The sequence below is a fragment of the Salimicrobium jeotgali genome (assembly GCF_001685435.2).
Taxonomy (GTDB): Bacteria; Bacillota; Bacilli; order Bacillales; family Halobacillaceae; genus Salimicrobium; species Salimicrobium album.
Genome location: NZ_CP011361.2, coordinates 2,162,504 through 2,177,145, shown reverse-complemented (window position 1 = coordinate 2,177,145; position 14,642 = coordinate 2,162,504). Strand labels below are relative to the sequence as shown.

Sequence of the window (14,642 nt, the reverse complement as noted above, 5' to 3'; positions counted from 1 at the left end):
AGAAGAGCTGATTCGGGGAACGGTTTTTTTACCTGAAAGGAAGTATAACCCGGAGCAGCTCCCTCCGATTAAGAAGGTTTCCTGATGTTTAACATTTGCAGAAACAGGAAAGACTGTCCTATGTAGATAAGTGCAATATATTCAGTGAAAGTAAAGGAGACTTTTGTTATGAAACGATATCTTAAACATTATATTAACGGGGAATGGGTGGAGTCCACCGGTTCTGAAACGACTGAAGTCATCAACCCTGCTACCGAAGAAGCGTTCGGAGAGATAAGTCTCGGCACGAAAGAGGATCTGGACAAAGCAGTGCAGGCTGCACGCGATGCGTTCCCTCACTTTTCACAAATGCCTAAAGAGGAAAGGGTGAAAATGCTTGAGGACATTGCCGAAGAGTACAACAATCGCAAAGACGACATTATAGACACGATTACAGAAGAACTCGGTTCTCCCGTCGAAGTTTCCGAGAAAGTGCACTTCATGATGGGGTACAACCACTTTGCCCAGGCAGCGGAATCACTGAAGAGTTTTTCGTTCGTCGAAGAATATGAAGGACACACAAGAATGAAGGAAGCCAGTGGTGTCAGTGGTCTGATCACCCCGTGGAACTTCCCTACGAACCAGACATCGACGAAAATTGCCAGCGCTTTTGCTGCAGGCAGCCCCGTTGTATTGAAGCCGGCGGAACAGACGCCTTTTGCAGCTTTTATCCTTACAGAAATATTCGATAAAGTGGGCGTTCCAAAAGGTGTGTTCAACCTGGTGAATGGTACCGGGGAAGTTATCGGGGACGGTATAAGTTCTCATAAGGATATCGACTTCGTTTCCTTCACCGGGTCGGGAGCCACGGGTGAGAAGATTATGAAAAATGCAGCAGAAAACATTACGAATATAGCGCTTGAGCTTGGAGGGAAATCTCCATTGATCGTGCTTGATGACGCAGATGTGAAAGATGCCGCCCGTACGGCTCTTACACACATCACGAATAATACCGGTCAGGTATGTTCAGCAGCTACAAGGACCCTTATTCCTTCTTCGATGAAGGACGAATTTGAGCAGGCGATCAAAGATGTGCTGCCTGAATTTAAAGTAGGAGACCCGCATGAAGGAAATCATATGGGACCGATCGTATCTCAGAAGCAATGGGACACCGTCCAGTCCTATATGGAAAAAGGAACAGAAGAAGGGGCCACTCTTCTCGTCGGCGGCCCGGGGAAACCTGAAGGTCTTGAGCAGGGCTACTATGCGAAGCCGACTGTCTTCACGGATGTGGATAATGGCATGGTCATCGCACGTGAAGAAATCTTCGGACCCGTCATGTGCGTTCTTACGTACGACTCCCTCGATGAGGCTATCGAAATCGCCAACGATACGGAATACGGTCTTGCCGGTTACGTGTACGGGAAAGACAAAGAGAAATTAAGGAAAGCTTCTGCAGGTATACGCGCCGGCCGTGTTAAAGTCAATGATACGAAAGCGGACTTTGCTGCACCATTCGGCGGCTATAAACACTCAGGCATCGGAAGAGAATGGGGAGACCATGGTATTGAAGAATATCTGGAAGTAAAAACCATTCTCGGGTACCCTGAAAAATAACATCCGGGAAACGGTCCCTTCGCATCGAAAAGGCTGCAGGGGCCTAATGAAAAAAAAGAGTGATTTTCTTATGTCTTAAAAGAAAATCACTCTTTTTGTATAGCAGGATGTTAAACCGGCAGGAAAGCTCTCCGGGATATTTCCCCGGAAATATTTATGACTGTCTGACGGGTATGGTTTCCCAGTTCAGCTGATCAGCCACTTTTTTAAGTCTCGGTTCCGGCTGTACTGCGACCGGATTCCCCACAGCTTCAAGAACGTCGAGGTCGGAAAAACTGTCTCCATACGCATAACTGCCATTCCAGTCGATGACAGCCGGGCGGAGATGTTTCATCACTTTTTTCATCTTCCGGTCCCCGTTCACGTGCTGGATCCGTTTTTTATGGTCAAGGTACCCTCCTTTGTAAGGAACTTCCGTGCCGAGTACGAGATCAAACGGGAGGTCGTTTGTAATCGTTTCAAGCATCGGTTCGAAGGCTCCGGAGACGAGCACCGTATAATCTCCCCGGTTTTTATGCCACTCCAGACGGTCGAGCACTTCCCGGTTCAGTCTTTTTTTCATCTGATTCGCAAGCTGGGCGAAAAATTTATCCACGTCTTCACGGGACGTTTTCTTGAAAGAAGAGATATAACTTCTCATGGAGTCTTCCTTCATTTTTCTTTCGGGATAGAGTTTCAGTTTGTAAGCAGTGTACATAGGGGCTATTTTTCTCATGAAAGTGTTGTATTTTCTATGATGCATCGGGTGGGTCTTTAGATGGGTCATCATAAGCGGGAAGGTTTCTTCCGGAAACAAAGTGCGGTCAAAATCGAAAATAGCTACTCTCATCAGAATCCTCTTTTCGTTTATAGTGATACTAATAGTATAGAAGAAGAGGAAGTTGGAAATCAAACAAAGGAGAATACAGTATGGATTATGAAAAATATATGGAAGTTACCAAAATCGAAGAAATCGGAGAAGGGATGAGGGTGTGTCTGGACTTCGTGGATATACTAAAGCCTTCTGACGGTGTGTTTGTAGGGAATACGGGGCACGGCTATATTAAAGTTCTCGCAGAGAATAGAGAGTCGGAAGGTTACCCCGCGCGTCCCTTCCGGATCAATGCAGGAGCGCTGCATCAGTACGTTCGCCAGGGTGAACAGACGAAATACCTCCATGAGTGCCAGGCGGGCGAGGAGGTCAGCGTTACGGATGGGGAAAAAGAGCGGATGATCGCTCTCGGCCGCGTGAAAATAGAAAAACGGCCGCTTTTACGAGTGGAATGTACGGACGGGGAAAAGCTCATCTCGGCTACTTTACAGAAATCGGCCAGTGTATATGTCAGTGAGAAGGAACAAGGGGAATGGCCTTTACTGGAGCTTAGGATCGGGCAGAAAATTCTCGCTATTTCAGATGAGCCGGGGAGGCATCTCGGTACAAAAGTGGACGAAGAAATAATAGAGAGGTGAAAAATTCTGGAGAATGTTTTTTTGCCATGCTGCTGAGGTAAACAGGGAACAAAGATTAAATAATAAAAGGAGGTTTATACATGGCTATAGAGATAGGTGAAGAGGCACTGAAGCAGAAACATAACCACAAAAATGTGGAAGTGCTCGATGTCCGCACGGATGAGGAAGTGAAAGAAGGAATGATTCCCGGAGCTATCCATTTTCCTTTGGATGAAGTAGAAAGCAGGCTGGATGAACTGAATAATAACAAAGAGTATGTGACGGTTTGTGCTGCAGGCCCCCGCAGTGCCCAGGCGGCAGATATTCTTACAGAAAACGGAATACAGTCACAAGTGCTGAAAGGCGGCATGCGCGACTGGAGCGGCAGCATCAGTAAGTAGGATCTTTCCAAGTTCATAGATTCAGCCTCAGGTGCATTCCTGGGGCTTTTTTTATCCGGGAGTTTCTTCGGCTTAAAAACCTTTTTTTAGGAAAGATGTTTAATCATGTAAGTGAGAGGGGAATGTATAGTCGTTCTGCTTAAATGAAGTAACGAAAATATATATTAGGAGGATTCTAATGGGAAAGAAAGGTCTTATTGATTACAAAATATTTATACCCTCTTTATTAATCGTAATCGCCATAAGTATTCCTTTTGCCATGTACGAAGCAGAGTCACTGGAGCTTTTGAACTCCATTTTTGATTCGATCGTTACTTCGTTTACGTGGGGATATCTATGGTATGGAATTATATTAGTTGTAGCAGGCTTGTATTTGTCTTTTTCAAAATACGGAAATGTAGTGCTCGGTGATCCTAAAGAAAAACCACGGTTTTCGTTATTCGAGTACTCATCTATACTTATTGCCATGGGCCTCGGGTCCACTATCATGCGTACGGGTATGCTTCAGTGGACGTCGGTGGCCAATGATCCGCCGGCCGGAGTCGAAGCGGGATCCCCGGAAGCGATACTGTGGGGGAATGCTTACAGTATGTTTCTGTGGGGATTCCAGGTATTTGCGATATTCGTTCTGATCGCCCCTGCCATGGGTTATATTCTGCACGTGCGTAAGCGTCCGCTTATGCGTGTATCGGAAGCATGCCGGTCTTTATTCGGAGATAAATTTTCAGATGGAATCGGTGGAAAAATATTCGACATACTGTTCCTGATCAGTATTCTTTCCGGTGCTGCGGTTACTCTCGGTCTGGGAGCTCCAATCGTGACGTACAACCTGGCTCACCTTATGAATATTGAAATTACGTTCACACTAACGCTTATCGTTACTATCGTCTGGGTGTTTTTATTCTCCCTCAGTGCCTATGCAGGTATCGAGAAAGGGATCAAGAGGCTTAGTACGCTTAATATGTATCTTGCCGGAGCGCTAGGTCTGTTTATTATTTTTGCAGGTCCCGGTATATTCATTCTTAATTATTTCTCCGACAGTGTATCTTTCCTGATCTCGAATTACATTAATCTTTCATTGAGCACGGATTCCGTCCATGAAGGCGGAATGTCCCACGTTCAGAGTAATACTGTCTTCTTCTTTGCCTACAGTGCAACGTGGGCGATGCTGCACGGTGTGTTTGCAGCTAAAATTTCTCGTGGCCGCACAGTCAAGGAAATGATTCTTACCTATTTCCTGGCGCCGACTCTGATCTCATGGATAGCTACCGGTATACTCGGCGGCCTTGGAGTGTATCAATACCTGAACAAAGATATGAACATTCTGAAGCTCGTCCAGAACGAAGAGAGGATGGCTGCGATTCCCGAAATACTGTCTACTCTGCCACTCGGGTGGCTTGCTATCACTCTTTTCATGATCGTTGCCCTGATTTTCCTTACGACGACGCTGGACTCCACGACTTATACCGTAGCGGCTTATACAAGTACGCGCGATATGAGTAAATTCGAACCGCCGAAAACGCTCCGCATCATCATAGCTGCGATTATTACCGTAGTAGCTTTAGTATTGATGCGTATCGGCGGTCTGCCACCGCTCGAAGTCGTCTCCGGTCTGATGGGACTCCCTATTATAGTCATCCAGTTCATTCTCATCTGGGCAGCTATAAAAATGATGAACGAAGACGAGGCATTCAAGTATAATATAAGAAAATGAGGCAGCGTCTCCCCGATACTTCAAAGGTATCGGGGAGTTTTTATAAAGCCAGTGGTTTTGCTGTAATAACGGCTTTTTACAGACGGGACAGCTTCAGGATGTAAAGTCCGGGCAGAGGGAGGAGTATATGAGAGATTTTCTATATGACCGCCTGTACATTTTTTATTCAGCGGTATTTTTACTGAATATCATACATACATTCACCGAAAACGACACGCTTTATTTCGTTATCGGCGTTTTGAGTATTCTGATGATTTTACTTGCATTTCCGAGAGCATCACGGGTGTTTCGGGTTCTCGGCACGGTACTGCTTACAGCCGGAGGATTTTTCTTCCTTTCGGGCTCTCTTTCACTTGGGGATATACCGGGGTTATTCGCCGGAAACGTCGGACTGCTGCTTCTCTTATCCGTGCTGCCGTGGATGAACAGTGCCGTGAAAGCGGGACGCTACAACAAATTGCTTAAGGGCCTGCTGCAGTCAGGGACAGGGACACTCGGGCAGCTTTACGGAAGAAGCGAAGCGACGATGGTGTCGCTGGCTGCTTTTCTTAATCTTTCCTCGGCCACGATCTCCCAGGACCTATTGAAAGAACAGTTAGGCAGGTTCAGCCCGGACGTGAGGAACAGCTTCGTTTCTATGGCTACGTTACGCGGCTACTCTCTCGCACTGCTGTGGAGTCCGCTTGAAATTTTACTGGCAACCTCTATTTTCATTACCGGAGCAGATTATCTGCAGGTGCTCCCGTGGATGCTGCTCATTTCTTTGGCCGGTTTTTTTCTGGATACACTGGCGGGTCGCCGGAAGTTCGGGAATTATGAACTGCAGAAGGAAACAAAACAGAAAAACAGTTATGGAAGAGGAAAGTTGAAAGGGTTTATTCTGGCACTCGTCCTGTTTTTAAGTACGGTGGTATTTCTTGCGAATGTCATCAACTTTGAATTTCTTTTCTCTGTGACTATTGCTATCGTACCCTTTGCTTTTCTGTGGAGTACGATTTTGAAAAGACGGAAAAGTTTCTGGTTAATCGGATGGTCGGCCTGGAAGCGGCACACGAATCATCTTGATAACTTTATAGTGCTCTTACTGAGCCTTTCCGTTTTAACAGAGACGCTGAACGCCTCTCCATATCTTGAACTGCTGCAGCAGCCGGTCATCGCCTACAGTGATTCTCCTGTAGTCATTATGATCATCATTCAGCTGACTTTTCTGCTCATGACACTTGCCGGAGTTCATCCACTTGCTACTATGGGGATATTCGGAGGAATCAGCGGACTCCTTATGGAAGCTCTGCCTCCTGTCACTCTGGCCGTTCTGTTATCAAGTTCGGCAATCGCTACCGTCCCTTCCGCTCCGTACGGATTGATTGTTACCATCACTTCCGTCAACTTTCATATGAATCCTTACCGTATCGTCTGGAAAAACCTCCCCTTTACAATTATTTGTGGAAGTATCGGTACTGCCGTCGCTTTGCTGACAATGATCGTGCATTAGTATAGATATATTTGAAAAGGGGTTGCTATTTGATAATAACGGTGCTATAGTAGTAATTAACTTATTGTTGTTCGGAACGAAAGCAACGAGCATGAGTGTGAAAGCTTGTCGTCTTGAATGCACGTCGTGAGCAGGAATAGTAATACATTGGTGATCAAGAATCACCGCAGGAGGAAACAATATGTTACAAGGTAACGTGAAATGGTTCAACGCAGAAAAAGGTTATGGCTTCATCGAAGTAGAAGGTCAGGACGATGTATTCGTACACTTCTCCGCTATTCAAGACGAAGGCTTCAAAACACTTGAAGAAGGTCAAACAGTATCTTTCGAAATCGTCGAAGGTAACCGTGGACCACAAGCTGCTAACGTTCAAAAATAATTGTTCGTTGCTATAGGAAATTCCCGCGTTCATTGCGAGCGCGGGGATTTTTTTGTTTTCAACAAATCACACGTGTGGCTGCACAAGTTTCAAACGTTTTGAAACAGGTATATGGTAAAACAAAGGAGGCGTTCACTTATGTGTGGCAGATTTACGCTCATCGCTGAGCTGGAAGACGTAAGGGAAGAATTCAAGCTGGATAAAGTGAAGCTTGATAATTGGATGAGCAGTTACAACGTTGCTCCTTCGCAATATATACCTGCCGTTATCCGGAGCGACGGAGAAAAACGGATGGGGTATTTACGCTGGGGACTGATACCGCCCTGGGCAGATGACGAGAAGATAGGGTTCAAAATGATCAATGCCAGGTCGGAAACGGTGGAGGAGAAGAAAAGCTTCCGTAAACCTTTTGAACAGCAGCGTTGCATTATCCCGGCGGACAGTTTCTATGAATGGAAAAAAGACGAAGCGGGGGAAAAACAGCCGTATCGGATTCAGATGAAGGACCAGGGTTTATTCGGCCTTGCCGGGCTGTGGGAGAAGTGGAAAAATAAAGACGGGGAAAACGTATTTACCTGCACGATTCTGACGACGGAAGCGAACGAAGAAATGAGTGATCTTCACCACCGGATGCCGGTAATCCTGCAGCGGAACGATTACGATGCATGGTTTGAAGGGAAGGAAGAAGCTAAAAACCTCCTGACTCCGCTGCCGGATGGTGCCCTCACAATGTACCCGGTATCCAAGCGGGTGAATACTCCTGCAAATAACGATGCTGCTCTTCTTGAAGAAGCGTAATACATCAAGAATATTTCTAAAATTGGCCCTTCCGGAAAAAGACCGGAAGTTTCTTGAACAATTCAGGGAAATGCCATAAAGTAATAGCTAATCGTTATTTGAATGGAGATGGAAAAGCATGACAAGCTATGTGGAAGACAAACTGCACAACTATAAAGAAAAACATAAAGACAGAGCGAGGTTGCTGATCCACTGTCCGGACCAGCCCGGTATCATCTCCCGCGTATCGGATTTTCTCTATACGTACGGAGCTAATATAGTCGCTTCCCATCAGTATTCCACGGATCCTGAGGGAGGGGAGTTTTTCATCAGAATCGAATTTGACTGCCCGGGACTGGAAACGAAGTTCCATCAGATAGAAGCCGATTTTCAGCCTATTGCTGCCGACTTTCAAATGAGCTGGAAGATGGCAGCTGTCAGCGAACTGAAAAACGTGGCCATCTTCGTTTCAAAACAGCCCCATTGCCTTCTGGAACTGCTTTGGGAATGGCAGAGCGGGGACTTGATGGCGAATCTCGCTCTTGTCATCAGTAATCACGAGGATACAAGAGAGATGGTGGAGTCGCTCGGTATTCCTTTCTATCATGTTCCTTCCAATAAAGAAATACGCAGGGAAGCAGAACAGAGACATAAAGAACTTCTCGAAGAGTACGAAGTCGATCTTATCGTGCTGGCAAGATATATGCAGATTCTTACTCCGGAATTCGTGGAGTCCTACCGTAACCGGATCATTAACATCCATCATTCGTTCCTCCCGGCATTCGTCGGAGCAAGGCCCTATGAACGTGCTTATGAACGGGGAGTGAAAATGATCGGAGCGACTTCCCACTACGTGACGAACGATCTGGACGAAGGGCCTATCATCGAACAGGATATCGGTCGCGTCGATCACAGAGATCACGCCGAGGACATGAAAAAAATCGGTCAGACTATTGAACGGAGCGTATTGGCCCGGGCTGTAAAGTGGCACCTGGCGGATCGGATCCTCGTTCATCAAAATAAAACCATCGTGTTTTCCTGACAGAAGACCGTCTTTTCCGTCTCTTTTTCTTTAAGAGACCTAAAGAGACGGTTTTCTTTACAGCTTTGTAAATTTTCTAAAAATTATTTACAATAGAAGAAGTTTCATATGGCAGGGGGAATAATAGTGGATATATTTAAACCGTCCGAGGCGATGGAAAGACTTCCGGAACAGTTTTTCGCCAAACTGACGAAACGTGTAATACAGCTGAAGAAAGAAGGAAGAGATATCATTAATCTCGGTCAGGGGAACCCGGATCGCCCGACACCGGAGAGTATTGTACGTAAGCTGGAGGAGGCTGCGAAAAAACCTGCGAATCATGGGTATATCAACTTTCGCGGACTGCCGGAATTCAAGCAGGCGGCAGCGGATTACTACCGGCGCGAACATCAGGTGGAGCTTGATCCCGAAAAGGAGATTGCAGTACTGTTCGGGGCGAAAGCGGGACTTGTGGAAATCAGTCAGTGCTTTTTGAACCCGGGAGATACGGTGCTACTCCCGGATCCCGGCTATCCGGATTATATGTCCGGTACCGCTCTATCTGCAGCCCGTAACGTCTTCATGCCGCTCCGGGAAGAGAGCGGCTTCCGCCCGGATTATTCAAAACTGGATAAGGAAAGTCTCAAAGCGGCCCGGCTGATGTTCCTGAACTACCCTAACAATCCTACTGCAGGCATCGCCACGCCCGCTTTTTTCGAAGATACGGTAAAGGTGGCCCGGGAGAACGGGATAGGAGTGGTCCATGATTTTGCATACGGGGCGATCGGATATGACGGGGAGAAACCCGTGAGTTACCTCGAAACAGAAGGAGCGAAGGACGTAGGGGTGGAGATATTCACGCTTTCGAAAAGTTACAACATGGCCGGATGGAGAGTCGGATTTGCAGCCGGGAACGAAAAAGTGATTGAACAGATCAACAAGCTTCAGGATCACATGTATGTCAGTCTGTTCGGGGCCGTGCAGGAAGCGGCTGCCGAGGCTCTGACCGGTGACCAGAGTGAGGTACGGGAACTGGTAGCAATGTATGAACGCCGTCGCGACGTTTTCATCCGGACACTTGCTTCCTTCGGCTACCCTGCAGTTCTTCCGAAGGGTACATTTTTCTGCTGGGTGCCGGTGCCGGACGGATTCACGTCGGAAGGTTTCTCCGAATACGCCATCGAGCAGGCGGGAGTGGTGACCGCCCCGGGGAACGGTTTCGGTTCGGAAGGGGAAGGGTACGTCCGCGTCGGGCTTCTTGCTGACGAAAAGGTACTCCGGGAAGCGGCGGAACGTCTCGGCCGTCTGTACACCCGGTTGAAGCCGTGATGTCCTTTTTGCTCAAGATGGCCCCTTGTAGTATAGTTTAAAATAAATAGAAGTATCTAAAAATTCGGAAATACAGAGAGGGGCAGCACCAGATGTCGCAGTCGTCTTTTATGCTGAACAGTAAAATCGCCGAGGTCATTAAAAATATTAATAAAGTGATAGTAGGAAAAGAGGATGCAGTCATTTTAAGCATGGTGGCACTTCTTGCGAAAGGTCATGTGCTGCTTGAGGACGTGCCGGGAGTCGGTAAGACGATGCTGGTACGTACGCTTGCGAAATCGATGAACTGTGAATTCAGAAGAATTCAGTTCACTCCGGATCTTTTGCCTTCGGACGTGACGGGTGTCTCCATTTATAACCCGAAAACGACGGAATTCGAATTCCGCCCCGGACCGATTCTCGGTAATATCGTTCTGGCAGATGAAATAAACCGCACTTCCCCTAAAACGCAGTCTTCCTTACTTGAAGGAATGGAGGAAGCGAATATCACCGTGGATGGCCGTACCGTTCCTCTTAAGCACCCTTTCTTCGTTATGGCCACCCAGAACCCGATTGAGTATGAAGGGACGTACCCGCTTCCGGAAGCGCAGCTGGATCGTTTCCTTCTTAAGCTGAAGATGGGATACCCGTCCTATCAGGAAGAAATGGAGATGCTCGCCCGTTCATCCGGCACGCATCCGATCGATTCCCTGGACCCCGTCATGACGCTCGAGGAGCTCGCTCAGGCGCAGGAAAGCGTGCGGGAAGTCTATGTGGACCGTACTATTGAACAGTACATCGTTTTACTGACTTCCGCGACGCGGGAACATCCGGATGTGTATCTCGGGGTAAGTCCGAGAGGGTCCATGGCCCTTATGAAGGCAGCTAAAGCCTACGCTTATATATATGACCGCGATTATATAGTGCCGGACGATGTACAGTACGTAGCCCGTTTCGTGCTGCCGCACCGCCTCATTATGACTTCGGAGGCTAATTTTGAGGGAAAAACTGCGGAAGAAGTGATTGAAGAGCTGATTGAGGCGACACGTGTTCCCGTACAGAGGAACGTGAGTGAATGAAGCGTAAACTTTACAAAGCGGGAAAAGCCGGGTTCCTTATCATTTTGTTCGGTATTCTGTTTTCTTATGCAATGTTCCAGGGAGGGTTTGTAAGCTGGTTCCTGTTTTACTCGTTCCTGCCTTTTCTGATTTATATGGGAGGGCTTCTTTTTTATCCGCTCGATGACTGGACGGGCGCCAGGACTCTCTCTTCGGGACTTATAGAATCCGGGGAAGCGGTCGAGATAGAGATTGAACTCAGGCGTACGATCCCTTTCCCTTTATACTTTATGAAGGTAAAAGAGAGTTATCCGGAGACGCTCCACCTGGAAGTCCGGTCCGGAGAGGGTGTTGTGACCGGTGACAGGGAGGAGAAAGTGGTGGAAAGAATGATTTTCCCGTGGTTCCGGCGGACGGTACGTTTTCACTACCGCCTCGACCATCTGCCGAGAGGGAGTCATCAGCTGGGGGAGATGTATATCCGTACAGGGGATTTCTTTGGTTTCGTGAAAAAAGAAGCGGCAATTAATGCAGGAGGCCGCTTCACAGTTTACCCTGCGAGCCGGAACGTTTCTTTGTCTTTAGGTACTAAGGGGTTCGGTCAGGGGAAATCTGCTGCTGCGAACGTGAAAGAACGTCACTCGAATATGGTAGCCGGATTAAGGGAGTACGCACCGGGAGATCGGATTTCCTGGGTGGACTGGAAAGCGACGGCCCGTAAAAACAAAATGATGACGAAAGAATTTGAGCAGGAAAAGAGCTCGGAATCCGTACTTGTGCTGAGTACATTATCGTCCCCGGGAAATACTGCCGAGTTCGAAGGGGCGGTGGAGTTCGCTTATTCTCTTATGCTTAAACTCACGCGCCGGGAGACCCGGCAACTCTCTTTCCTTTCTTTAGGGAGAGCAGGGAAATACGTAGCTTCCATCCATTCACGGCGCCAGCAGGAGATGATCCGGTATCATCTGGCTGAAGTATCTCCGGATGAGACAGGTAATTTTGAAGAAGAAATGGCCAAAGGGCACGGCCGGCTTTCGGCTCAGGCAACCCTGATGATCATAAGCACGGACCTCGATGATTCGATAAAGAACAGTCTATTGCGACTGTCTCCCTCGGGAAGGAACGTAGTGCTTTTTGTGATTATGTTTCATAAGGAATGGGATTTTACGAAGCAGAAGCATGTCAGGGAGTTGAAAGAGTACGGGGTCCGGGTGCAGGTGCTGACCGAAAAAGCCTGGAAGAGACCGGAATTTGAGGTGGAAGTATGAAGAAACTGTTGCTGTCGCTGATTTACATCGGTGGGTTTTTCCTTCTCCTTGAATGGTTATGGCCGTTAGGCATCCTTACGAATACCCAAAATGCCGGGGTTTTTTACTTGTACGCAACTTTCTGTTTCTTTTTAGCATTTATGCAGGTCCGCTGGTACATAGCAGTTCCGCTGAAATTACTGGGACTTATTTTTATTCTTGATGGTTTATTTATTCCGGAACGGATTTTCAGCAGCGGCTGGTGGAGTATTCTTTATGAACAGCTCATGTTCAACGCGGAAGCGGTGTGGGCACAGGAATGGTGGGATTTTACCGCTTTTTTCCGGAGTCTTCTCTTTCTCGTGCTGCTGTGGCTCGTCAGTTACCTGCTGCATTATTGGCTCGTAATTGCCCGAAAAGCACTTTTTTTCATTATCCTTACCTTTATATATATCACTGTCATTGATACGTTCACGCCTTATGAGGCTCAGGGAGCCATTATAAGGACATTTATCCTTGCTGCCTTCGTCCTCGGGCTGCTGCAGTTGGAGAAAGAGGTAAGCGACGACGACAGGAAAGAAATCAAATGGAAAACGGCGATCCTGGCTCTGGCTCCGCTTGTGGGTGCCGTTCTTCTCGCTGTAGCCGCCGGTACGGCTCTTCCGAAGTTTTCGCCGCAATGGCCCGATCCGGTTCCCTATCTGGAAAACGTTACCGGAGGTGCGGGAACAGGAGACAGAGAAGGTGGCGTACAGAAAGTAGGCTACGGAGAAAACGATTCACGTCTCGGAGGGGCGTTCGTCCAGGATGATACGCTCGTATTCCAGGCTATCGTCGAGGATCGGCAGTACTGGAGAGCGGAGTCCAAAGATCAGTATACAGGCAAAGGCTGGGAGGATACGCTTGAGGAACCGGTGACGGGAAGGGACCCGGGTGATATCGGGTACTCCCTTTTCGAAGAGACAGTGGAAACGGACCCTTCCCAGGGTTTCATCGATTTCACGGAAGAAGCCGACTTCGGCAAACTCCTCTATCCTTACGGGATGACGACGATAGGAAATCTTGAAAATCCACTGGAAATCGACCTGCATACCCAAACCGGGGAGATGGAGACGAGAAGCGGAGGAGATTCCGTGCAGCCGGCCAGTTATACTTTCGACTACGGCGCTCCCGCTTTCGATTTGCGTCAGCTGAGAGAAGCCGGTGGGGAAGACCCGGCCTCTGTAAGGGAGAAATATTTGCAGTTGCCTTCTTCCGTGACGGAAAGGACGAAAGAACTTGCATCGGAAGTCGTTTCGGAATACGGCAATCGCTATGATAAAGCGAAAGCGGTCGAATCCTATTTCAGCTCGAACGGCTTCGAGTATTCCACTACGGACGTGGAAGTGCCGGAAGCGGAGGAGGATTACGTCGATCAGTTCGTCTTCGAGACGAAAAAAGGATACTGTGATAACTACTCGACGTCCATGGTCGTTATGCTGCGGGCGGAGGGTATACCTGCACGGTGGGTGAAAGGTTTTACCGGTGGAGAAATTAAAGAAACGGATGCGGAACTGTTCGGCGAAAATTTAAATGCATATGACATTACGAGTGCGAACGCACACTCCTGGGTAGAGGTGTACTTTCCGGATATCGGATGGGTACCGTTCGAACCTACGCAGGGTTTCACCAACAATGCGGATTTCACCAGCGGCACGGATACGGATTCCGGAGAGCCCGAAAGAAGTGAGGAAAGCCCCGAAGTGGAAGCTCCTGATCAGCAGCAGGAAGGGAATCCGCAGCAGATCGGGGAAGAGGAGGGGACAGAAGACAGTGCTGAGAACGGGAGAGGAGAAGGTTTTCTCCGTAACCTCCTGTGGTGGATCGTGCCGGCTGTTATTCTCGTGCTTCCCGCAGTCCTTTACGTGACGCGGCTCCGCTGGCTGAGCTGGTACCACGGGAGACGCCTTGCAAAAAACGAAACTCCGGACTCCTTTCAGGCGGCTTATCGTCATCTGCTCGTCGTACTCGATAAAAAAGTGCAAAAACGGGGAGAAGGCGAGACGTTGCGGACGTATGCGAAAGCGATTGACCGCAGATTCGAAACGGTCGATATGCAGCATCTCACCACTCAGTACGAACGACTCGTATACCGCAAAGAGGAGCGTCTGCAGCGCACCGGACTATCAGAATTATGGGAAAATTTAATTAAAAAAGCATTGTCTTGATTCTCGTAAGTTCG

General features: G+C 48.0%; 13 protein-coding genes. 12 read left to right on the top strand and 1 reads right to left on the bottom strand.

The window, feature by feature from the left end:
* Positions 1-168: 168 nt before the first annotated feature.
* Positions 169-1,596, top strand: coding sequence for an aldehyde dehydrogenase family protein (locus AAV35_RS10880; protein ID WP_008588173.1), 1,428 nt, complete (start codon positions 169-171; stop codon positions 1,594-1,596).
* A 154-nt stretch (positions 1,597-1,750) separates the two neighbouring features.
* Here the strand turns inward: AAV35_RS10880 and AAV35_RS10875 are convergent, their stop codons facing one another.
* Positions 1,751-2,425: an HAD family hydrolase gene (locus AAV35_RS10875; RefSeq protein WP_008588174.1), complete on the bottom strand. Its 675-nt coding sequence runs from the start codon at positions 2,423-2,425 to the stop codon at positions 1,751-1,753.
* A gap of 80 nt (positions 2,426-2,505) precedes the next feature.
* Between AAV35_RS10875 and AAV35_RS10870 the strand changes: the two genes are divergently transcribed.
* The 11 genes from AAV35_RS10870 to AAV35_RS10820 all read left to right on the top strand — a co-directional run bounded on the left by AAV35_RS10870 (position 2,506) and on the right by AAV35_RS10820 (position 14,628).
* Positions 2,506-3,045 carry a 3-dehydroquinate synthase II domain-containing protein gene (locus AAV35_RS10870; RefSeq protein ID WP_008588176.1) on the top strand — a complete coding sequence of 180 codons (540 nt, stop codon included), beginning with the start codon at positions 2,506-2,508 and terminating at the stop codon, positions 3,043-3,045.
* 80 nt (positions 3,046-3,125) lie between these two features.
* Positions 3,126-3,425 carry a rhodanese-like domain-containing protein gene (locus AAV35_RS10865; RefSeq protein WP_008588178.1) on the top strand — a complete coding sequence of 100 codons (300 nt, stop codon included), beginning with the start codon at positions 3,126-3,128 and terminating at the stop codon, positions 3,423-3,425.
* A 178-nt stretch (positions 3,426-3,603) separates the two neighbouring features.
* A complete protein-coding gene (locus tag AAV35_RS10860) occupies positions 3,604-5,139 on the top strand; it encodes a BCCT family transporter (RefSeq protein ID WP_008588180.1) in 1,536 nt (511 codons plus the stop codon).
* A 127-nt stretch (positions 5,140-5,266) separates the two neighbouring features.
* Positions 5,267-6,631, top strand: a complete 1,365-nt coding sequence (locus AAV35_RS10855) for a hypothetical protein (protein WP_008588182.1) — start codon at positions 5,267-5,269, stop codon at positions 6,629-6,631.
* Between the two features lie 181 nt (positions 6,632-6,812).
* Positions 6,813-7,010 (top strand): cold-shock protein, encoded by a 198-nt coding sequence (locus AAV35_RS10850; RefSeq protein ID WP_008588184.1) that lies wholly within the window; start codon positions 6,813-6,815, stop codon positions 7,008-7,010.
* A 138-nt stretch (positions 7,011-7,148) separates the two neighbouring features.
* On the top strand, positions 7,149-7,808 hold the full coding sequence (locus AAV35_RS10845) for an SOS response-associated peptidase (RefSeq protein ID WP_008588187.1): 660 nt from the start codon (positions 7,149-7,151) through the stop codon (positions 7,806-7,808).
* 118 nt (positions 7,809-7,926) lie between these two features.
* Positions 7,927-8,829 (top strand): formyltetrahydrofolate deformylase, encoded by a 903-nt coding sequence (gene purU, locus AAV35_RS10840; protein ID WP_008588189.1) that lies wholly within the window; start codon positions 7,927-7,929, stop codon positions 8,827-8,829.
* Between the two features lie 108 nt (positions 8,830-8,937).
* The gene (locus tag AAV35_RS10835; RefSeq protein ID WP_040609120.1) at positions 8,938-10,137 is read left to right on the top strand and encodes a pyridoxal phosphate-dependent aminotransferase; all 1,200 of its coding nucleotides are present in this window, start codon (positions 8,938-8,940) and stop codon (positions 10,135-10,137) included.
* 92 nt (positions 10,138-10,229) lie between these two features.
* On the top strand, positions 10,230-11,195 hold the full coding sequence (locus tag AAV35_RS10830; RefSeq protein ID WP_008588193.1) for an AAA family ATPase: 966 nt from the start codon (positions 10,230-10,232) through the stop codon (positions 11,193-11,195).
* Positions 11,192-12,442: a DUF58 domain-containing protein gene (locus AAV35_RS10825; protein WP_008588195.1), complete on the top strand. Its 1,251-nt coding sequence runs from the start codon at positions 11,192-11,194 to the stop codon at positions 12,440-12,442. Before AAV35_RS10830 ends, AAV35_RS10825 begins: the two co-directional genes overlap by 4 nt.
* Entirely contained in the window at positions 12,439-14,628 is a 2,190-nt protein-coding gene (locus tag AAV35_RS10820; RefSeq protein ID WP_008588197.1) for a transglutaminase TgpA family protein, read from the top strand. The genes AAV35_RS10825 and AAV35_RS10820 overlap by 4 nt, the downstream gene beginning before the upstream one ends.
* Positions 14,629-14,642 lie beyond the last annotated feature (14 nt).